The organism is Nostoc sp. PA-18-2419 (genome assembly GCF_005869855.1).
Lineage (GTDB): Bacteria > Cyanobacteriota > Cyanobacteriia > Cyanobacteriales > Nostocaceae > Nostoc.
In genome coordinates this window covers 185,917-207,599 of the sequence record NZ_SZNH01000011.1, presented here as the reverse complement: position 1 = coordinate 207,599, position 21,683 = coordinate 185,917, and the positions used below count along the sequence as shown (strand labels likewise).

19 protein-coding genes and 2 pseudogenes are annotated in these 21,683 nt (G+C 41.8%); 11 read left to right on the top strand and 10 right to left on the bottom strand.

Features of this window, described 5'->3' with window-relative positions:
• Positions 1-577: 577 nt before the first annotated feature.
• Positions 578-2,176 (bottom strand): B12-binding domain-containing radical SAM protein, encoded by a 1,599-nt coding sequence (locus FCR06_RS14230; RefSeq protein ID WP_138500679.1) that lies wholly within the window; start codon positions 2,174-2,176, stop codon positions 578-580.
• Positions 2,177-2,469: 293 nt separating this feature from the next.
• On the opposite strand from FCR06_RS14230, the gene FCR06_RS14225 reads away from it, so the two are divergent.
• Together FCR06_RS14225 and FCR06_RS14220 are read left to right on the top strand one after the other, a co-directional pair.
• Complete coding sequence (locus tag FCR06_RS14225) at positions 2,470-4,203, top strand: ABC transporter permease (RefSeq protein ID WP_138500678.1); 1,734 nt, start codon at positions 2,470-2,472, stop codon at positions 4,201-4,203.
• A 204-nt stretch (positions 4,204-4,407) separates the two neighbouring features.
• Entirely contained in the window at positions 4,408-5,766 is a 1,359-nt protein-coding gene (locus tag FCR06_RS14220; protein WP_138500677.1) for an AAA-associated domain-containing protein, read from the top strand.
• An 81-nt stretch (positions 5,767-5,847) separates the two neighbouring features.
• On the opposite strand, the gene FCR06_RS14215 is transcribed toward FCR06_RS14220, so the two are convergent.
• From FCR06_RS14215 to FCR06_RS14205, 3 genes and pseudogenes are all read right to left on the bottom strand, one after another.
• Positions 5,848-7,077, bottom strand: a complete 1,230-nt coding sequence (locus tag FCR06_RS14215; RefSeq protein ID WP_138500739.1) for a DUF4336 domain-containing protein — start codon at positions 7,075-7,077, stop codon at positions 5,848-5,850.
• A 109-nt stretch (positions 7,078-7,186) separates the two neighbouring features.
• Positions 7,187-7,768 (bottom strand): annotated as a pseudogene (locus FCR06_RS14210) (Uma2 family endonuclease).
• Between the two features lie 45 nt (positions 7,769-7,813).
• A complete protein-coding gene (locus FCR06_RS14205) occupies positions 7,814-9,247 on the bottom strand; it encodes a carotenoid oxygenase family protein (protein WP_138500676.1) in 1,434 nt (477 codons plus the stop codon).
• Positions 9,248-9,440: 193 nt separating this feature from the next.
• Here FCR06_RS14205 and FCR06_RS14200 point away from each other — a divergent pair, with 193 nt between their 5' ends.
• Together FCR06_RS14200 and FCR06_RS14195 are read left to right on the top strand one after the other, a co-directional pair.
• On the top strand, positions 9,441-9,872 hold the full coding sequence (locus FCR06_RS14200; protein WP_138500675.1) for a globin domain-containing protein: 432 nt from the start codon (positions 9,441-9,443) through the stop codon (positions 9,870-9,872).
• 113 nt (positions 9,873-9,985) lie between these two features.
• Positions 9,986-10,165, top strand: a complete 180-nt coding sequence (locus FCR06_RS14195) for a hypothetical protein (RefSeq protein ID WP_138500674.1) — start codon at positions 9,986-9,988, stop codon at positions 10,163-10,165.
• Between the two features lie 181 nt (positions 10,166-10,346).
• Here FCR06_RS14195 and FCR06_RS14190 read toward each other — a convergent pair whose 3' ends face one another.
• Positions 10,347-12,431 (bottom strand): NACHT domain-containing protein, encoded by a 2,085-nt coding sequence (locus FCR06_RS14190; protein WP_138500673.1) that lies wholly within the window; start codon positions 12,429-12,431, stop codon positions 10,347-10,349.
• A 62-nt stretch (positions 12,432-12,493) separates the two neighbouring features.
• Between FCR06_RS14190 and FCR06_RS14185 the strand changes: the two genes are divergently transcribed.
• Complete coding sequence (locus FCR06_RS14185; RefSeq protein ID WP_138500672.1) at positions 12,494-13,261, top strand: thioesterase II family protein; 768 nt, start codon at positions 12,494-12,496, stop codon at positions 13,259-13,261.
• A 158-nt stretch (positions 13,262-13,419) separates the two neighbouring features.
• On the opposite strand, the gene FCR06_RS14180 is transcribed toward FCR06_RS14185, so the two are convergent.
• The 3 genes from FCR06_RS14180 to FCR06_RS14170 form a co-directional block, all read right to left on the bottom strand.
• Positions 13,420-13,881, bottom strand: coding sequence for a DUF3598 family protein (locus FCR06_RS14180; RefSeq protein ID WP_138500671.1), 462 nt, complete (start codon positions 13,879-13,881; stop codon positions 13,420-13,422).
• A gap of 180 nt (positions 13,882-14,061) precedes the next feature.
• Positions 14,062-14,466 (bottom strand): ExbD/TolR family protein, encoded by a 405-nt coding sequence (locus FCR06_RS14175; protein WP_138500670.1) that lies wholly within the window; start codon positions 14,464-14,466, stop codon positions 14,062-14,064.
• Positions 14,450-15,121, bottom strand: a complete 672-nt coding sequence (locus FCR06_RS14170; RefSeq protein WP_138500669.1) for a MotA/TolQ/ExbB proton channel family protein — start codon at positions 15,119-15,121, stop codon at positions 14,450-14,452. Before FCR06_RS14170 ends, FCR06_RS14175 begins: the two co-directional genes overlap by 17 nt.
• A gap of 346 nt (positions 15,122-15,467) precedes the next feature.
• Between FCR06_RS14170 and FCR06_RS14165 the strand changes: the two genes are divergently transcribed.
• From FCR06_RS14165 to FCR06_RS14150, 6 genes and pseudogenes are all read left to right on the top strand, one after another.
• Complete coding sequence (locus tag FCR06_RS14165) at positions 15,468-16,943, top strand: energy transducer TonB (RefSeq protein ID WP_138500667.1); 1,476 nt, start codon at positions 15,468-15,470, stop codon at positions 16,941-16,943.
• A 351-nt stretch (positions 16,944-17,294) separates the two neighbouring features.
• Positions 17,295-17,414: pseudogene (locus FCR06_RS14160) on the top strand (Hsp20/alpha crystallin family protein); the annotation flags it as partial.
• Between the two features lie 202 nt (positions 17,415-17,616).
• On the top strand, positions 17,617-17,772 hold the full coding sequence (locus tag FCR06_RS32635) for a hypothetical protein (protein ID WP_189523423.1): 156 nt from the start codon (positions 17,617-17,619) through the stop codon (positions 17,770-17,772).
• Positions 17,773-18,368: 596 nt separating this feature from the next.
• Entirely contained in the window at positions 18,369-18,503 is a 135-nt protein-coding gene (locus FCR06_RS34265) for a hypothetical protein (RefSeq protein WP_262984669.1), read from the top strand.
• A gap of 78 nt (positions 18,504-18,581) precedes the next feature.
• Positions 18,582-18,827 (top strand): hypothetical protein, encoded by a 246-nt coding sequence (locus tag FCR06_RS14155; protein WP_138500665.1) that lies wholly within the window; start codon positions 18,582-18,584, stop codon positions 18,825-18,827.
• Positions 18,828-18,837: 10 nt separating this feature from the next.
• Positions 18,838-19,875, top strand: a complete 1,038-nt coding sequence (locus FCR06_RS14150) for a hypothetical protein (protein WP_138500663.1) — start codon at positions 18,838-18,840, stop codon at positions 19,873-19,875.
• A 105-nt stretch (positions 19,876-19,980) separates the two neighbouring features.
• On the opposite strand, the gene ilvA is transcribed toward FCR06_RS14150, so the two are convergent.
• Positions 19,981-21,492, bottom strand: coding sequence for a threonine ammonia-lyase, biosynthetic (gene ilvA / locus FCR06_RS14145; protein WP_138500661.1), 1,512 nt, complete (start codon positions 21,490-21,492; stop codon positions 19,981-19,983).
• Between the two features lie 39 nt (positions 21,493-21,531).
• A complete protein-coding gene (locus FCR06_RS32630) occupies positions 21,532-21,678 on the bottom strand; it encodes a hypothetical protein (protein ID WP_189523422.1) in 147 nt (48 codons plus the stop codon).
• Positions 21,679-21,683: the final 5 nt, after the last annotated feature.

The following is a 21,683-nucleotide window of genomic DNA, read 5'->3' as shown; positions in this document are numbered from 1 at the left end:
CGCCAAACAAAGATATTTGACTAATGGAATTGACCAACACAATAAGTTAAAAGTCCTTGTGTTATATACAGTAACCATTAAAGAATAACATCAAAAGCGTAAACGCAGCGCACCTTTGCCGTCGCTCTTAAACCCAAAAACCCAGTCGTTATGACTGGGCTTTTGGTGGGCTATATGACCCCAAGGTTAGTTATACAAGTTATATATAAGTTGTTCGTTGTTCTAATAATGACTACAACGCCGAGATTACAAATTCCAGAAACTAGTTACGACTTAGGCAAGAATTCTCTAAAAATCTTTTAAAGGAAATGATTTACAAATAAATAATCGAATGGCGGCTTGCTAGGCCAATAGTAGCGTGGCAACGCTAAAATGTTGCAAAAAATTGTAGGTTGGATTTCCTTACGTCAACCCAACACCCTGATTTGCATTGGGTTTAGCAACGCGAAACCCAACCTACACCTAACGTATTACGCAAAGCGTCTCCTAGAGAAGTAATCACAACGTCTGTGCGATTACTTCACTTGGTTGGCAATGACAAGTATTCACCCGAACATGATATTAATCGTTACCATGCTTAACTGACTACTGCTTCAGCTTTTTGCTCTACTTTTTGTTTCACTGGCACATACGGCTTTTCTACACCCTGCGCGAGATATTCTGCTAGCTGACTTTCAATTTGATCGCGGACAATCTGGCGATATTCTAGAAAATGCTCGTTGTGGGCACAAGCAGCGAGGTAATGCTCAAAAACTCCGGGGTTACGTTTGAGAATACTAAATAAATGATGCCAGAATTTCCAACGGGTTTCGCGTTTGATTCCTTGTCGCCAAATCACAATTAACAAGGCTTTGACAATTAACCACTCTGGCATTTTGGCTGGTGCTTTCCAAGTTGGTAAACCCATCATCAAAAAACAGCGATAGGTGCGATCCAAGTATTGTACTGGGTCGTATAAAGTACAAAATGCCTCAATATATTCTCTGGCAATTTCTTCTAAAGGACGGGTGGGAACAAAGTTCATCAATGTTGTTTGGTTGATATTACCATCTTGATTTTCCCGCAGCCGCCCTTCTTTTTTCAGGCGATGCCAAAGCGCAGTATTGGGTAACGCTTGCAACATCGCAAAGGTAGTAGAAGGAATTGCTGCTTGTTCTGCAAAACGGACAATGCGATCGCCTGCACCAGTTTTTTCGCCATCAAATCCAATAATAAACCCAGCCATCGGGCGCAATCCAGCTTTGATGATGGTTTGCACAGCATCAGTTAGAGAACTGCGAGTGTTTTGGAATTTTTTGGTAAGTTGCAAACTATCTTCATCTGGTGTTTCAATGCCCAAAAACACCGCAGCAAAACCTGATTCAACCATCAACTCTAACATTTCTGGATCTTGTGCCAAATCAACTGAAGCTTCAGTATCAAATCGGAAGGGATATTTATGTTCTGCCATCCAGACTTTTAACTCTTTGAGCAACAATTTTACATTGCGTTTGTTGCCGATAAAGTTATCATCCACCATGAACACACCCCGCCGCCAACCCAGTTCATAGAGGAAATCTAACTCTGCTAACAGTTGGGCTGGGGTTTTGGTACGTGGTTTGCGACCGTAGAGAACAATGATGTCACAAAATTCGCACTGGAAGGGACATCCGCGCGAAAACTGCACCGACATCATGTCATAGGCACCCAATTCTAATAAATCAAAGCGGGGTATTGGTGTAGTTGTCACATCTGGTTTTTCTGTGGCGCGGAAAATCCCAGAAGTTTCTCCCCGTTGAACTGCTTCAATAAACATCGGCAAAGTGATTTCCCCTTCATCCAAAATCAAGAAATCTGCACCCACATTTTGCACTTCGTGAGGTACAGAAGTTGGGTAAGGCCCGCCGACTGCAACCAACTTACCACGCCGCTTTGCTTCCTGAATTTGGTCGAGTAAATCTTGTTTTTGCACAATCATCGCCGACAAGATTACTAGATCTGCCCACGCCCATTCATCTTCTGTTGCTGTACGAATGTTGCGATCTACGAGCTTAAATTCCCATTCTTGGGGGAGAATTGCTGCTACTGTTACTAAACCTAGAGGTGGTAATAAAACCTTGCGATCAACTAATTCCAAAATTTTTTCATATGACCAAAAGGTTTTGGGAAATATTGGATACACCAGCAATACTCGCATTTAGTATCAATCCTCACACTTTGATTATTATCCCAACTCTAACGAAAATAACGACTTATTGACTTTTGATGAAAGTTGTTTTAGTTTACCACTGATATCAAATAGCGAGTTGGTACAGACAAGAGTTAACCCTTGTCTATGGAGAGTGGAGCTTTTGCAAGAGGATGTGCGATTTACCCCATTGGAGAAACTCTCGCAATCTTAGCAAACCAAGAAAATACTCCCGGAGCTAAAAGCAATATGATATTCATGTAAAAAGCTAGACCGCGACTTGAAAAAAAGGAACTACAATTATGCTGAGGCGAACTTTTCCCTCGCCGGAAGCGTTACGACGCTTACCGTTTGGTCTAGCTGACATTGCCCTGATTCTGGGTACGTTAGTATTAGTAGGACTAATTGCACGTGTAGGAGCAGGTACATTAATCAGCTTTGTACCACCAGACGTTGTACCTAGTGTCAGCTTAGATCCACGTAATTTGCCTTACTATGCAGGGCGTTCGACCCTACGAATGTTTATCGCTCTGTTTTGCTCAACTTTGTTTACCTTAATATATGGCTACATTGCTGCCAAAAGTCGGCGGGCAGAGCAAGTTTTAATTCCCCTGCTGGATATTTTACAGTCCGTTCCTGTCTTGGGCTTTTTGTCAATTACGGTGACAGGTTTCATTGCTCTGTTTCCCGGTAGTTTACTGGGATTAGAAGCAGCATCGATTTTTGCCATCTTTACCAGCCAAGTCTGGAACATGACCTTTTCCTTTTACCAATCGTTGAGAACAGTACCACCCGAACTCGATGAAGCAGCAAGACTCTACCGCCTATCACAATGGCAAAAGTTTACAAAGTTAGAAGTACCTTCAGCTACCATTGGGTTGCTGTGGAACGCAATGATGAGTTTTGGCGGTGGCTGGTTTTTTGTGGCGGCGAGTGAAGCCATCAGCGTCTTGAACCAGAAGTATACGCTTCCAGGACTTGGTTCTTACGTTGCAGCTGCCGTTGCTAAAGAAGACTTGTCTGCTTTAGGTTGGGCATTACTAGCAATTGTAGTGGTGATATTATTGGTAGACCAGCTATTCTGGCGACCGCTAATTGCTTGGGCGGATAAATTCCGCTTAGAGACAAGTGCAGCCGCAGAAGCGCCAGAGTCTTGGCTTCTCGACTTGCTCAAAGCTGCGCGACTTCCCAGTTTGATTACCCAGCTATTGACACCAGTCGGTGAATTTGCTAGCAGCTTTCTGTCATCACTGACACCATCACGTCCAAGATATAATGTAGATCAAAATCAGYAGGTATTAAGCGATCGCCTTTACAAGTTTGTTTTATTAGTAGTAATTGGCGCACTTGTAATTACCGGGTTGCACTTTATTTTCACCACAGTCGGGTTAGGCGAAGTAGTCAAAGCATTTTTCTTAGGGTTACTTACCTTGGGGCGGGTACTGGTATTGTTGGTAATAGCATCACTAATCTGGACACCGATTGGTGTAGCGATCGGCTTTAACCCAAAATTAGCACGTTTATTGCAGCCTGTGGTGCAATTTTTAGCATCATTTCCTGCCAACTTCATCTTTCCCTTTGCCACCCTCTTGTTTATTCGTACTCACATCAGCATCGATTGGGGTAGCATTTTATTGATGTCCCTTGGCGCTCAGTGGTACATTCTTTTTAATTCCATCGCTGGAGCAATGAGCGTACCCACAGATTTGCGTGAAATGGCAGCAGATGTTGGCTTACATGGCTGGAAGTTGTGGCGTAAATTAATTATCCCCGGCATTTTTTCTTCTTGGGTTACAGGTGGTGTTACCGCTAGTGGTGGAGCTTGGAACGCCAGCATTGTGTCTGAAATCGTTAGCTGGGGACAAACCACTTTGACCGCAACCGGTTTAGGAGCATATATTGCTCAAGCGACTCAAGCAGGTGACTGGCCTCGCATCACCTTAGGAATTGGAATGATGAGTTTGTATGTAGTTGGTCTCAATCGATTATTCTGGCGACGGTTGTATCACTTAGCAGAAACCAAATACCATTTATAAAAAATCAATCAAGGCTTAATTAAAAGACCTCTTAGAGGTTTTACTAAGCAAAACCGTCCCTCCCGAATTCGGAGAGGGACAGACTTGAACTAAAGTTCAAGGCAGGGAGAGGGAGAGGTTCATCGAACTCATGTTAATTCACTCGCACTGATGACGCACAACTTCAGTCCTGCACAGTAAACCTGAGTAAAAAGTAGTGTAATTATGACAAAAATCACACAAACTACAGAGCAAGTACTAATCGGCGTTGAAGAGGTTAATAAAAGTTTTCCCCTTCCCGATGGCAAAGGCGAGTTTACAGTTCTGCGTCACATTAACGCCAAGGTAAATTCAGGTGAAGTTGTCGCTTTACTTGGCCGTAGTGGTAGTGGTAAAAGTACCCTGCTGAGAATTATGGCAGGCTTGATTCCACCCACCGATGGACAAGTGATTAGCAATGGCAAACCCTTACGTAGTGCTAATAAAGATGTGGCAATGGTTTTTCAAAGCTTTGCGCTGCTACCTTGGCTGACAGTACAACAAAATGTGGAACTGGGATTAGAAGCCCAAGGAGTGAATCGAGAATTACGACGACAACGCGCCCTCAAAGCTATTGACTTGGTGGGTTTAGATGGTTTTGAAAGTGCCTATCCCAAAGAGTTATCCGGTGGGATGAAACAGCGAGTTGGTTTTGCACGGGCATTTGTGATTGAACCGCAAGTATTATTTATGGATGAGCCATTTAGCGCGTTGGATGTCCTGACGGCTGAGAACCTGCGGGGTGAAATTGATGACCTCTGGAATGCTGGTAGTTTTCCGTCAAAAAGTATATTAATTGTCACTCACAACATAGAGGAGGCAGTATTTTTAGCAGACCGAGTGATTATTTTGGGAGCAAATCCGGGGCGCGTTCGTGGCGAAGTTGTTATTGATTTGCCACGCCCCCACGATCGCAATCACCCCCGTTTCAAAGCTTTAGTAGACTATATATATACGGTGATGACCAACCCAGAAGCCGAAGTCACTGGAGAAGTTACAGTAGCAGCCACTAAAGCACCAACAGAAACATCGAAATCACCTTATGCCCAATCGCTACCTCATGTACGAGTTGGTGGGATCAGCGGTCTTTTGGAATTAATTGTTGAGCAACCAGAAGGCAAGGAAGATATTCCTAAGTTAGCAGAACGGCTGCAACTAGAGGTGGATGACCTTTTACCGATTTTGGATGGCGCTGTGTTGTTGCGCTTTGCAAAAGTCACACAAGGTGATGTCCAACTAACCGACATTGGGCGTGACTTTGCTACCACTACGATTCTACGAAGTAAAGATTTGTTTCAGCAGCAAGTTTTGCAAAATGTACCTTTGTTGGTCAGCATACTACAAACACTGCGTGAAAAACGTAATGGTTCAATGCGCGCGGATTTCTTCCTAGATTTATTGGATGAACATTTTCCTCATGCAGAAGCAGAACGACAATTTGCTACCGCAGTTGACTGGGGTCGTTACGCAGAACTATTTGAGTATGATTCTAGGGAAGAACGTCTCTATTTGCCAGAGCCAATGTTGGCAGAAAGTGCTGAGTAAGCAATGCTGAGTTAGGAGTTGTTCTCTCCCCATCTCCCCTTATCCCCAGAGGGGGCCCCACCTTCCCCACCTCTGTTTCTCCTACACCTTATCCTTTATTGGTGGGACGATGCCAAATTTATTTAAACCTGTATCAATTTTCTTGAGTGTTTTCAAATCTTCTTCTAGTAAGGGATAGCTATTACTGTTAAACAAATCTGCACTTACAGGTTGCTTTTCCAAGAAACAGAAAGCTTGACGAAACTGATACGGTTCGGCTTTAATTGGTGCATCAAAGTGAGAAGGAATAATCCACTCGAAGTTCCAACTTGTAACTTTATCAGCCCAGTCAATGGTTTCTTTAGGTGCGCGGTTGAGAATTAGAGTCTGTAAAATTGGTGCTACGAATAACCGACCATTACCCCGCAGGGCATCAAACGATCGCTGCCAATCATTCTGCCATTTAAAAGGATACAATCCAAAATAAGCTTTTTTTGAGCGTTCTGGTGCTTTTAAGGCATTTTGGAACACCTGACCCCAAGGACGTATTTCTAATCTGCTTGGTTGAAAGTATAAAGTAAACAAACAGATGCGCTGCCATCCTTTGCAACGATTTGCCTGCATGTCTGCAATCATGTCACTAGCTTTATCCTTAGCATGAAATAGCAACGGATATGGATCTAATTGGACGATCGCAGGTGGATCTTCTGGAACTGAAAGCACTGAATCTGTTACCAGTAGAGTATGCGATCGCTTGTGAAAAAAAGCAACTTCCGCAAACCAACCAGTCCCAAGGTTGATGGGGCCGAGTATGGCATAATCAAATTCATCAGCAAAGGGTGTTTTGCTACTATCTTCTGGAAGCACCTGAGTTCGTTTGGCGGGAAAGCCAAGCCAGCTAAGGGGCAAATTTACCGGGAAACTCCATTGATTGGGGGCTACAAACACCTGTGCAGTAGGAAAGTATCTCGCAAAGGGGCCAACGAAAACCTTGTGTTCTAAACCGGAGACAGTTGGCAGGATGATGTACTTAACATTACCGTGTTCGGCTGCCAACTCATTCACAAGCCGGATGCACTCTGGGGTGGGCGCAACAGGCCCATAAATCAACAGACCCCCTGCTTCCAGCTTAACTACAGTCATGCGAATTGGCACAACAACGTAAAAAATGCCTTGAAGTTGGTCAAAATTCCAGATTGTGTCCTTGAGGACTTCTTTGCGGATTGTCCGCCGCTTACCATATGGGTAAAGTGGCACAAGAGGCCATAATCGCCAGGAAAAGTCCCTTAGATGAATCTGTTCTGCATTGACTATGCGTCCATCATCGACCACTGTGCGCCCCCCTTCAAATTGTCTGCTCAAATTTTAATAGGATATAGCTAGTTCTAAATAATTTGTGAAATATTTTTTTATAGCTGTCATCAATAACACATAATTCAGATTATTCTTTAATTTCAAAATCAACTTTATCGTAAATATCTAATAATGAGATTTCAAATTGAATTGAGGATAGGACTAAAATACTATTTTCACCTTCATATTCTGAAAAAATCCATTTTTTATCATCAGTTTTATAATAATGTTCTACATGCTTTTTATATTGGTCAATTAAAACATATTCTTGAAAACCGGGTATACTCCGATAAGCCGCAAATTTTTCATCTATGTCATAGCTTCTGGTAGATTTAGATAGCACTTCAGCAATTATCAAGGGATTGGTAATTGTATCTGTACGTCCTTGGGCAAATTCTAACGAGCCTGCAACAACCATGACATCTGGATATGTATAAATTTGTTTTTGAGGAATCCATAAACGTTGCTCAGCTACGAATACTCGATAAGGTTGTCACTTCAAAGCAAAATTAAGGGCTGGATAAAAATTACCAGCTATTTGATTGTGATTTGGTGTTCCACCTATCATCGGTATAATTTGACCATTTATATATTCATTACGATACTCACAAATGACTTCTAATTCTAAGTATTCTGTAGGAGAATATTGGCGTTGTTCTTGTAATTGCATAAGACCAAATAATTTTTGATTTGGGATTTAAGATTAGTGCAAAATTTACGCTGGWTTCCAAGTRCCGTGGAARCTGTGRGGAATMACRCTRGGTAATCCTARTTTACAAACKGGTTCTGCATCTAGRCGATCGCTATCAAATACCCAAACTTCACTACTATGAGAATTACCATCGTAGACAACAGTTAGCACCCAACCTTGTTGAGGGTTTTGGCTATCTTGAGCGTGTATGGGTTCGGAAGGATAGCGATTTTCTCCTAAGTCTGCTTCAGTGAGGTTTTCAGTCTTGTGATCAAAACGAGCGATCGCATTTACTATTTCTTGGCTAATATCCGTTCCTGAACGGAATGTTGACATATATGTATACCGAGAATCTTGCCCCACGTTTTGCTGTGGTACATTCGGAAATTCACAATGTCCGTTTAATAGTTGTTGAATTGACGTAACTTTGCCAGTTTGGGGATGCAGATGAACTCGCGTTAGTGTGCTTTTAGCTGGGGTGTGAGTCTCACCTGTAGCTACTTTCTTGAGATATTGATTAGTTTGAAAATCTTCATAACGAGCGATATCCACAATCACTGAGCCGCTAGCATCTACATAACCGTTAGCAAAATGCCATTGGAACCAAGGTTCGGTTTCTCCACGACTGACTACAGATAGGGTTTCTCGATCAATAACTAAAATCTGAGTTCCTAATTTAGGTTGCCACTCTAGCGAATCACTATAGTTGTTTGTCCCTATTAGCACGGGTAAGACATTCAACTGCACTGGCGGAAGGAAAAATACAATATACTGTCCTGCTAAAACAAAATCATGCACCAATGGTACACCATCTAGCTGGTATGCGGCTTGTTGGATAATCCGACCCGTGGAATCGCTTTTGTAAATATTAAGCGTTGCATTTAGTGCAGGGCTGATGCCAAAGTTAAAAATCTCTCCTGTTTGCTCATCACGCTTACAATGCGCGGAATAGTTTAATCCTTTAGTTAACCCCCCTAAATCATCTTCGCCCCAAGTTTCTAAAGTTTCTAAATCGAGGGCGTGGGGTTTACCACCTTCCCACAGTGCCAAAAGTTTATCTGCAAGTGCTAGCACCGAAGTGTTGGCAGCATTCTTGATGGGCTTTTGCCATTGATTCCAAATTGGCCCTGGTGCAGTCATGCCATAATTGCCGTAGAGTAGTGTACCTGCTGCGGCTTCTTCTTGATAGCCAGAGGTTTGCACGTAGCGATAAACTCCAGTGGCTCCTGCATCGGTAAAATTTACAGCAAGAATTGCTCCATCTCCATCAAACCAGTGTCCCATGTGAATGCCACCGCGTTCTAGCCGTGCGGGGCCATTGCGATAAAGCTTACCACGCAAGCCATCCGGGATTTTGCCAGAAAGAATTGGCAGTTGCGTAAGAGGAAATTCTGTTGCTGGTTCGGCGATCGCACCTGCCCAAGCTCTTTTTGTTGACTTTGGAGTAATTGTGTGCATATTAAATCATGCTCGGTTATCAATCTACACAGCTGCTTTCTACATTGTTGTATATTGGTGCGTTACAGCTTTAGCCTAACGCACCTTACTGGCTGACATTCTGAATTTTGCTATATATGAGGTAGCTCATAGTAACTGCTAGAAATAACTACTAAATTGAAATCAATCAATATTCCTAGTGGTTGAAAAAACTATGATTAGCCAACAAACAATAGATATTGTTAAATCTACAGCACCAGTTTTGAAAAAGAACGGTCAGCAAATCACAACTCGGATGTATGAAATTATGTTTCAAAAGCATCCAGAAATCAAAAAACAATTTAATATCTCTGCTCAAGCAGATGGTTCTCAGCCTGCGAGATTGGCTACAGCAGTTTATGCCTATGCTAACAAAATTGATAATCTACAAGCTTTAATGCCGATGGTGGAAAAGATTGCCCATCGTCACGTGCAGACGCGTGTTACACCAGAACAATATCCAATTGTTGGAGAAAGTTTATTGCAAGCAATCAAAGATGTTTTGCAAGAAGCAGCTACAGAAGAAGTGATGGCGGCTTGGACTGAAGCTTATCAGGCATTATCTCAGGTGTTTATCAACAGGGAACATAATATATATAATAAGTGAAGATAAAAATCACAGCTTGTCCATTCATAACTACAGAACTTTGTGTTATGACGACAGAATTTAGTACAGCATTTGATTAATTTGTAGCAAATTAAATTTGGCAATACTCTACAATGCCAATGCATCGAGATGTATTGTTAATGCTTGCCTCTGCAATGCCAATGCATCCCCTTGCATTATTAATGCGTGCCTCTGCAATGCCAATGCATCCCCTTGCATTATTAATGCGTGCCTCTGCAATGCCAATGCATCGAGATGTATTATTAATGCTACGTTTTTATCCAGAACTGTAGTAGGCATTCTAGAACACTAATCATATTATATCCGGCAAATTACTTATGATATGTCATTGCGAACGAAGTGAAGCAATCGCAGAGGTCTTGTGATTGATTCACTTCGTTCCCTACAGGAACGCGTTCCGCCAACGCAATGACAAGTGTTTAACCGGAGATGATATCATTTTTCTGTTGTCGATCAATCGCTTGGAACCAACAACATCCGCGCCTCAATCGCTTCCCAAGTTTGGGGCGACACCCGCACTGCTGCTTGTTTGCACTGGATGATGAGGTAATTGGCGTAAAGATAATTTTCTAGTGCTTTTATTTCTTCCTCTGATAAATCGATCATTTCTAAGGTGGCATTAAAAGCATTAAGCCAAGTTTGTTTGATGCACTCAATAAATGCCAGACGCACTGCCTGCACTTGTTGATTATCAAATCTTTTAGCTTTCAGTGCTTCTAATCGAGCAATAAGCACAGTAAAGTTAACTTGGTTAAAAATTTTTAAGTTTTCAAGCTTACTGGCATTGCAGATCGTGTTGGTGATGGCGTTGCTGTATTCAACGGCGTAGGAGAAGGAGAAGGCTATAGTGATGGTATTGGCGATGGCGATGCCATTACCGTAGGCTAGGACATTGGAGTAAAAGAAGGCATTGCTGATGGTGATCGCATAGGCGTAGATGTAAATGTTGGCAATAGCAACTGCACGTTTACCCACAGGTTTAAAATCTCCTGGCGATCCAGCTGTCACCTGTTCTGCCCAATTGAATAAAGCTTGTAACTTCGGTGTATTAATATATTTTTGCGCTTCCTTTTCCATCAGCACCAGCAAATCATCTGCACCACCACGCATCAATCCAGCTACCAATAAAAATACCTCTTTCCAGCGTTTATCTGTCAGGTGTTCAGTAACTAACTTCTCAACTTGGCGATGGTCATCAATATACTGTGCTGTTAAATATTCCTGTAGCGTTAGATGAGAGAAAGAAAAGACATCCTCAGCGCGTTCTACCAAAATTCCTTGTTGAACAGCAATAGCATTCAGCACTGCTTCCCCATCTAAATGCTGAGGTGCATTCAGATTACTCGCTAAGAATATTTTTATCTGCCCAACAATATCACGCTGTGAAAAGAATAGTCTGTCAGACTCAAAACCAAGATATGCAATCTCTGATAATAATATCTCTTCTAATTCTGTATGTAGTCCTTGATAAATCTCATCTCTGAGAATTCGCTTTTGTGATGCCCACTCCTCTAGCAATATCCGCAGTGCCTTCCGGTAAAGAACACTGCGATTATCTGGAAAACTTTGGGAACGATCGTAAACTAAACACAGAAATGTTAGCAATAAAGGTGTGTGCGCCAACTCTTTTGCAGCTTCATGTTCTGGTTTTTGCAATAATTCCCAACATTTATCGCCTGTATTCGCTTGTTTGTCTGGTTCACAATGAAACCAGTTATAAATAAATTGCTGAATTTGACTATCGTCAAAGTCTGCCATTGCCACATCGCTAAAACGGCGAAAACCACTGCGATAAGCCGCCGTGCGACAGGAGGCAATGAAGCGATTTTTATCGTACTTGTCAACAAAATTTTGAATTTGACTAATTGCCTCGGTTAAGTTTTTTGTTGGTACTTCATCCAAACCATCCAGCAAAATTAGTAACTTACCTTCTTCTAAAGCTTTAGCTGCAAATTTTTCGGGTGATGGAAAGCCGCAAGTACGAAACTCCTCAGCAATAAACTTTTCAATATCGATATTGCTGGATGCAAACCTTTTCAATTCGATAAAAACTGGAATGCAAGCGTGTTTAAATCTTTCTTTTTTACCTTTGAGTGCTTCTAGTCCCATCTTCCGTATAAATGTAGACTTTCCGGCACCTGGTCCACCTAGCACCATTAGATATTGCTTATCATTAGCAACTTTAATTCCTGCTTGTTTAGGAGCATCTTGAGATTGAAACCTTCGGCTTTTAGCTTGGCGATAGACTTTTTCTAAATTTTCAATAGATTCAAAACTTTGAATAGTATCATCATTTAAAAACTGTACTGCTGTGTAGACCGATTCCAGCTTTACAGGTTCACGCATTCCTAAGACTTTAAGAATACCATGCCGTTCTTCGTAGTTCTTTTCATATTGATTTGAGGCGGCAAAAATTAACTTCTTGGTTTTTTCATCCAGAGTTTTGCCCAATACTTCTAAAACCTGACCACTCATTTGGAAAAACATAGCAGCGACACCGCTAACGGCTGATATCGCCCAAGGTTCCATTCCTGTCATAAGATTATCAGTGAATATGTTTAAAAATTAAAGCAAAGTTGTATTATCCTCTAAGTTATATTATGACAACTACACCAAGCTTCAATTCCTGGGTTACCTGTTCTCAACCAAATCCTCAAGCAAACTTGCGTTTATTCTGCTTTCCTTATGCTGGTGGTAACTCGATGATTTTTCGCACATGGTCTAATAACCTACCTCGTAATGTCGAGGTATGTGCAGTAGAATATCCGGGACGGGGAAGACAGATGAGTTCACCACCGATTACGCGGTTAGAAGCTCTTGTAAAGGCGATCGCTCCAGTTCTTCTACCATATTTAAACAAACCGTTCGCCTTTTTTGGTCATAGTATGGGTGCGTTGGTTAGCTTCGAGTTAACTCGTTTACTGCGCTTAGAATATAATCTTAAACCGTTTCACCTTTTCATATCTGCTCGCCGCGCTCCACAAATCCCCCCGACAAAACCACCCATCCACGTTTTACCAGACCCGGAGTTACTCGAAGAATTACGCACTCTCAATGGTACACCCAAAGCAGTACTACAAAATCCGGAACTGATGCAGATATTCCTCCCGGTTTTACGGGCAGATTTTGCAGTTTTAGAAACTTATATTTACACTCCCCAACAACCATTGGAGTGTCCAATTACTGTTTTCGGTGGTTCCCAAGACCAAGAAACTAGCCATGAAACTCTGCAAGCATGGCGAGAGCAGACGATCGCTACTTTCTCATTACAAATGTTTGATGGCGACCACTTCTTTATACACTCTCATCAAAACTTATTATTAAAACTTATTTCTCAACAATTGCAGATGTCTAAGCATAGCTTGTAGTAAACATCGCCACTGTATTTATTAAAAAGCAAAAAGAGTGCTATACATATAGGACTTATACCATGTCCGTTTAAAAACTTATCATTTAGGCTGACGCCAAGACGCAGGGATACGGCAGGGCGATCGCATCTTAATTATAATAAAAACAACACCCTTTTTTAACTAGAAATCCGCTTCTCAACTATTAACATTAAGCCTTTCAATTTCCCATCTTCTGTAAAACTTTGGCTAGTACGATATTTATTATCGTTATTCACCAGATTAATCATTTCAGTTGCTAATAATTGACCTGTAGCTTTATTCCAGATATTAAAAATGATAATGCTATCTCCATGTTCCCGTGCAATAGTGGTGAAATTTGCCCATGCAGGAACATCTACTGCTTCTATTTCTATTTCATCATCACTAATTACCTGACCAACAAAATTGTTAGTGGCAATTCTACCATCACCATAACGGTAAGTATTGGTTTGTAGCCATTGATTATCAACTATCTTTTGTGTAATTTCTGCTTCAAAACGTTCTGTTTCTTGAGCATTCGCATCCATTTTAATCCAGTAACCTGACCAAGTGCCAATATGTTTGGGGAAAACCTGAAAATCACTCAATTGTTTTGGCATATTACTATTACACAGTTTATCTACCTATTTTTATTTATACATTAAGAGAGTACTTTCAAGTATTGAGCGCCTCTAAATATTGTTGTTGCTATATTGTGTCATTAAATAAAAAGAAATTAGGAGTCAGAATATAGAATTTTCCTGACTCTCTGAACTTCTTACACACAATATTTCTACTTTTTATTTTTGAGTAGCGATCGCTAACCTTGCTCCTTTCACCTGACGTACTTGATCCATTATCCCCACTATCTCACCGTGCAATACTTTTTGGTCGGCATTAATAATCACTAATGAATCTGGGTTAGAACCAACTAAAGTCCGCAGTCGTCCTGCTAAATCATTAACTGCTATTGGATCGCGGTTTACGCTGACCTGACCTTTTTCATCTACCGTAATGGTAATTTTAGCGGGAGTTTGCTCTTGCTTAGCCGTGGCTGCCTTCGGTAGATTTACTGGCAACCCTTCTGAGCGTGTTAAAAATAGCGTTGACATAATGAAAAATGTCAAAAGGGCAAACATCACATCAATCAGAGGTACTACATTGATAAATGGTAGTAAATCTGGTTCATTATCCTCTAGATCCATAAGACTTCTCCTGTTGTTCGTAGCGGTTATGTTGTTCATAGCGATCAAGGAAGAGTATTTCTAGCTGTCCCCCGAACTCTTGAATCATTGCTATCTGCCGTTGATATAGTCCCCGGAAGATACTGGCTCCTAAAAGCACAAAAATAGCCACAATTAATCCTGTAGCGGTAGCAACTAAAGCTTCACTAATACCAGCAGTAACTGCACCAGTTTTAGTAGCTCCGACATCACCAACATTCAGTCCAGCAAATGAGCGAATTAATCCTAAAATTGTGCCCAGAAGTCCCATCAGAGGTGCTAAACCGATAATGGTGTCAAATACAGCTTGAAATCGCTTGAGCAGAGGGATTTCTGCTTGCGCCTCGCTTTTCAAAGCCAAACGAAATTTTTCAGGATTCGGTCTTTCTAACTGTAGTCCAGCCAGAAAAATGCGTGCTACGGGTAAATCTACATTTTTTTGCAGCTTATCCACAGCACTAACGAGATTATCAAGTCGATAAAGATTTAAAACCTCTCGCACCACCCGGTTTTGACGTTTACCAATCTGTATCCAAAACTTCGCCCGTTCAATCATTAGTGCCCCTGCTAAGACTGAAAACGCCAACAGGGGCCACATGACCACACCACCTGCTGCAAATAAATTTTGAATTCCCATGTAGTGCCTCTAAGCGTCATCAACAATACAAACTCAGACTACCAGAATCTAGACAAAAACTGAAACTCTTTCTCAATAAAATATAAAATATAATGAAAAATTTTCAAATACTTAATACTATTATTTTTATTTAGTTATTTGTTCGTTTGTTTTAGATAAAATAATTTAATTTATTTGAAACAAAAATTAATTTTGTCCAAAAACTATGATATCGGTGGTTTAAAAAGATATTTTTGCTAGCAGAGGCTTGTGTAAGGTCGTTCCATAGTAATTTTAATTATTTACTTGATATTTGTAACCATGCATTTTAAGATGACTAAATTAGTGAGAATGGGTAGCAATAGCTATGAGCTTTTCCGGCATTACTGTCGAGCAACGTTCCAAAGAAGTTGAGGCTCTCAAGTCTTTTCTGGCTTACAGTCTGATAGGCTCACTGGCGCTGCATATCGGCGTACTGTCTTCAGGCATAGGTAATTATTTAGCGATAGCGCCTGAAGAGAATGATCAACCAATAGAGGTGGCGATCATAGATTCTCCAACTACGGAACCAGAAAAACCAGTTGAACAAATTCCAGAAGAACCCAAAAAACAACCAGAGAAAATAGAACCAGAGATTGTACAAAAACAGCCTATAGAAACTCCACCAGTCCAACAACTTATTGAAAAACCAAAAATTCAGCCTGTTCAACAGCAACCAGAACGGACTACTCAAAGACCACAGCCACAAAATAGAGAAATTGCTCCCAAGCCACAAGTTGCGGTAAAAACTGTTGCTCCTCGAAGCGGTGGTGGCGGTGGTGGCGGTGGCGGCGGTAGTTCAGTCCTTACAGGTAACTCTGGTAGTTCTGGCTCTGGCGTTGCTGTAAGTACTGGTTCAGGTACAGGTATTGGTTCGGGTACAGGTTCAGGAATTGGCTCTGGCTCCGGTAGTGGTACAGGTTCAGGAATTGGCTCTGGCTCTGGTAGTGGTATAGGTTCAGGAATTGGTTCTGGCTCTGGCAGTGGTATAGGCTCAGGAATTGGTTCTGGCTCTGGCAGGGGTATAGGAAATCAAGTAGAAAACCGTCCGACAGTAGCAACAGCGCCAATAGCGCCAGCACCTCCACAAATTAACAATTCAGGTAATGCTAATGGTCGTGCAGCCTGCCGTGAATGTAACGCCAAGTATCCAGAGGCAGCAAGACGGCGGGGTGTCGAAGGCAGAGTAGAAGTAGCTGTTGATACTGACAAAGAAGGTAATGTTACTAACGTGCGGATTGCTAAATCCAGTGGAAACCGTGAATTAGATGAAGAAACCGCCAGACAAGCACGTGATTGGAAATTAAAACCCTCAGAAGGTGGTAGACAAGGAGTATCTATTGCTACTGAATTTGCTATAAAAGGTTCGCGGCGATCGCGCCAAGTTCAAGAACGGCAAGCACAAAGAGAAGCAGAAGAGAGAACTCAGCAAGCAGCAGCACCCGCTAACTCCACACCGGAAAATCCAAGACGTAGACGACGAGAGTTGACACCCCCATCTAATGAAGCAACAGCCTCAAGACCAGCAGAATCTCAATTGAGTCGGCAGCTGGCACCTCAAAGAAGAGGAACTATTACCTCAGGCTCATCATCTGAAGCGAGGATAAATCGCACTCAAGGAAGTGGTAGAGACACTTTACGCCGCATCCGCCGTGAACGAGCGACCAATTCATCGCAAAACTCACAACCAACCACAAATCGACCGCAGCGAACACAAAACAGTAGCCAAAATAAGTTGCGGGAGTCTTTGCGCCGTTTACGTCAACAACCTCAATCGCAACCCGCTGCACCAAGTCAGCAGTAGAGCTACAAAATTGACTGTAATCTAAAATTGTTTTCTCATTTAGTTGTTAGTTGTCATTGATTCAGTGTTTTTCTGATTATCATTGACTACTAACAACTTTTTATTTTTTATTGCTGATGCGTAAGTTAGATTTTTTGTGAACTCCTAAAAGGTACGGTTATTGCGATCGCTTATGACTATAAAACCGAACCTGCTGAACTTGAATATCGATCTAGCGTTGATAGCTAGGAAACTTGAGATTGAGCTGAGCGAAATTTGAAGATTGCTTAACAGACGTATTATATTTAGTTGTTCGCCAGCTAAAAAGCTTGAAATCGAGCCACTAAATAGTTCATCTTAGAGGTGGTAGTTATGGCACTCATTCGTTGGGAACCATTCCGGGATATTGAACGCTTACAACCATTGTGCGCTCGTGAGCGTTGGGAACTATTCCAAGAAATCGATACCTTACAGCGACAAATGAATCGCTTGAAGACCGGACTATAGGTAAACAGCAGTCAATTTCTACTACAGGTACTTACACTCTCGATCAGCGCCATGTAGAGCGCATGGTGCTCGATGCACAGACCAACGCTTAAGAAGACCAAAAACACCACCAACAGATTGATACAAAGAATCTAGCAGATTCACTAATAATTAAGCCCATAAATAGCTGCAAGAATCGGGTGGTCAGGTGAGTCCAGGCCACCGCTCTCGAATTGAAGCACTAGTAAATGATTTATGGCAGGCAATTAATCAAGATAATAGCGATCGCATCAAATCTCTATCTAGTGAGTTACAACAAGCTTTAGTGCAAGTGGGTGGTGCAGGCAAAGAATTTGATAACTAAATATTCAGGGCTTTTAAACTTTTGGTCATACCTTAATTAGCGATAATCACCGTCTCCTAAAAATCAGGAGGTAGTTGTTCCTTATACAAGAATGACTTTGCGGATTGATATCCCTCTACCAGAAGGAAGAAGGGTTATCAATGGGGTAATTTTATCATGGGCAATTAAATACATAGGTAATAATTTTAGTTCTCAATTTATGAAAGTGTAAGTAAATAATTTTGCACTTAATCATCCCCAAATTCCCAGATTGAGGCTTTGAAAATCTGCTGTGTCTACATGTGTACGAATAAAGTTAGGGGTTAAAGTGCGGATAGTTTGGTAAGATTTCTACAGTCTGTTCGAGCAGCCCAAAAAGGTCTTCAAGATATTGTTGTGGAAGTCTAGTCTTATCCAACTAAACGAGTCCATGCTAGCCTTGTTTTGGCAGCCAAGATTATCTGATGATCTAGTGCTTTGTTTACTGCATTGGGTTATTGAGAAGGATTGTACTTTAGTTGAAGATTACCCACTCTCCATCGCCAGTACGTCACTTCAGGCAAAATCACCTAATTACAGGCAGTAGGAATTGTTTTTCAAATCAAGCACTATTAAAAATGGCGATCATCTTTGCTCGTCACCAAGTATATGCTCAAGGGATAGTCAACGCTAACTCAGAATTTGCTGCCAAGCAATATTCTTACCTTGTCTTTGGCATCAAATTGATTGATTTGAATAAAACTTCTACATAAACACACACTGATGCAGTTTCATTTGCTTGAATAGCTATATTGATAGGACATTGATACGAAGGAAATTCATTCCTAATTATGGCAAGTAAATTCATTGATGTTAGGGAATATACTGTCAGGGCGCACAAAAGAGAGATTCACACTCGTGTTTTCCAGTTTGTCTGTAAAGAGTGTAACGAAGTCACAAAACGTGAAACTTATGGACCTCGACCTCTATTTTGCGAGAGATGTCGCCCTCCCCAACCACCGAAGAAATCCCAACCAGCATCTCACAAAGCTAAACCCCGACCAATGTCTTACAAAAGTGACACCGATTTAAATTGATTGAAGCGTTATGAATTCAAAAGGACAACTAGAACCACCTCCGGGCACGTTTCTCTCACCATTATTGGAATTACGAGACTATTATGCTCGTCTTACACAAGAGTACGAACGCTTATTCGTGGAAGCGCGATCGCAGCTCGATCATGTAGAAGCATTGTTATCTAACTGGTCTTTTTCTGATGCTAACAAGCATATATCAAGACTTAAGGCAGTGGATGAAACCTCAAACTCTTCCCCAGATGGCTCTGTGCGCTTTTTATCACCCCGTGAGGACATCTCTCCAATCAACTTAGTTGAGTCTATAGAGTTAGAAGAAAAAGACTTAGACGATGTTGAAATCAATAATTCCTTTGGTGTTGTTGATACAAAAGCAAATCAACCTCCAACTAGATCGCCAATACAAGCACCTACAGAGAACAACGATAACTCAGCTAAGGTGTCAGAAATCCCCATGCTACCTCAGTATCAATCTCTGTCTCGAATGGAAGCTATAAAGCAGCTATTGCAAGAGCAGGCAGGTATTGTGTGTCATATCGATTTCATCGTGCGATCGCTTTATGGAGACTTAGATCCTAATCTGTTTAAAGTAGTTAAAGGTAGAGTTCAATCTTCCCTCACCCAAGGCAGAGAAAGGAGCTACTGGGTAATTATTCCCGAAGAACCTGGTTGTTATACTCTGGATTTAAGTTTAGTCACCTCAAATAATGGCAATGGTGCTTCTAGGAGTATCAAAAACAAAAAGAAGAAAGCTTTCGTACCTCCAAAAATAAAAACAGTACCAATGCTCAAAGGTTTTGAAGGTCAATTCTTAATTGATGCTCTTACCTCTCTTTTTGAAAAAAATCCAGGTAAAGTTTTTACCGTCGCTGAAGTAATCGCTGGAATTTATGGGGAACTAAGTTCTCTGGAACTTCGAGAGATTAAAAATAAGGTGCTTAATGAATTATCCAGAGGCTATCGAACAGGGAGATTTTCTAAGGTTCCCGATCAAATCGGCTTGTACACCTGGGACTCCAATATGATATCGCAAGGTAGTTATCGGAATTAGGGATTGGGGGTGTTGACTGTTAACTGAGGAGTGAAGAGTTATTATTTTTGCCCCTCACCCCCCATCTCCTCATCTCCTCATCTTCCCATCTCCTCATCTCCCTACTTACCCCAAAAACAGCTTGTATGCCGGATTCTTGTTTTCATCCCAATAGCGATAGCCAAGGGTATCCAGAAACGCTTGCCACTCTTGCATTTCGTAAGGAGGAACCTGGATACCAACAACGATTCGCCCGTAGTCTGCGCCGTTGTTGCGGTAGTGAAAAAGACTGATATTCCAGTTGAGACTCATAGAATCAACAAACTTCATCAATGCACCAGGACGTTCAGGAAATTCAAAACGGTAGAGCAATTCATTGTAAGCAAGGGGAGAGTGTCCACCTACCATGTGCCGCAAGTGTAATTTAGTGAGTTCGTCGTCCGTTAAATCAAGGGTTTCAAATCCATGAGCTTGAAAGGTTTCTACCATTTTTGAAGCATCGGTACGGTTTTGAATTTGCACACCAACAAAAATATGGGCTGTTTTGGCATCGGCAATGCGATAATTAAACTCGGTGAGATTGTGTTTGCCAATCAGTTCACAAAATTTACGAAGACTGCCGCGTTCCTCTGGAATTGTGACTGCAAAGATAGCTTCACGGCGTTCGCCCAACTCTGCCCGTTCTGCTACGAAGCGCAGGCGGTCAAAGTTCATGTTTGCACCACAAGCTACAGCAATTAAGGTTTTTCCCTGGATTTGTTCTCGTTCTGCGTAGGCTTTGGCAGCGGCGATCGCCAATGCACCTGCTGGTTCTAAAATTGATCGCGTATCCTCAAACACGTCTTTAATCGCCGCACATGTATCATCCGTACCCACTAAAATAATCTCATCTACATACTGCTGACACAAACGGAAGGTTTCTTCACCTACTTCTCGTACTGCTACCCCATCGGCAAATAACCCCACTTGGGATAAGCGCACTCGATGTCCGGCTTTTAAAGATTGAGACATCGCATCAGCATCGACTGGTTCAACGCCAATCACTTTAATTTCTGGACGCAACCGTTTAACATAAGCTCCAATTCCAGAAATTAATCCGCCTCCACCAATGGCTACAAAAATTGCATGGATGGGTTGCTGATATTGGCGTAAAATTTCCATGCCGATTGTTCCTTGTCCAGCAATTACATAGGGGTCGTCAAAGGGGTGAATGAAGGTTAACCCTTTTTCGGCTTCTAATTGACGGGCATAACTATAAGCATCGTCATAAGTATTTCCATGTAATACAACTACTCCGCCCCTACTTTTAACTGCATCCACTTTAACTTGAGGTGTGGTTATCGGCATGACAATAATCGCTCTCGTTCGCAGACGGTCGGCTGCCAAAGCGACCCCCTGAGCATGGTTTCCCGCAGACGCAGCGATTACACCCTGTGCCAATAGATCTGGTGACAGTTGCACCATCTTATTATAAGCACCCCGCAATTTAAAGGAAAATACTGACTGCATATCCTCGCGTTTTAACAGAAGTTGATTATTCAGCCGTGCTGACAAATTTGGGGCATATTCCAGTGGTGTTTCCTGGGCAACATCATACACACGGGCAGTCAGGATTTGGATAAGGTAGTCGCAATACATGGCGTCAACAGATTAGCAAATACCGGATGGAAATTAATTTTACGCTACAGGTGTACCTGTAAGGGGGAGTGGTGGGAGATGAGGGAGTGTGGGAAGTGTAGGGAGAGAGGGTGGCAAGATTTCTTCCCCATCTCCCACACCTCCGTGCTTACCCGATTTCCCACTCCCTGTGTTGCTTGAGAACATTCACC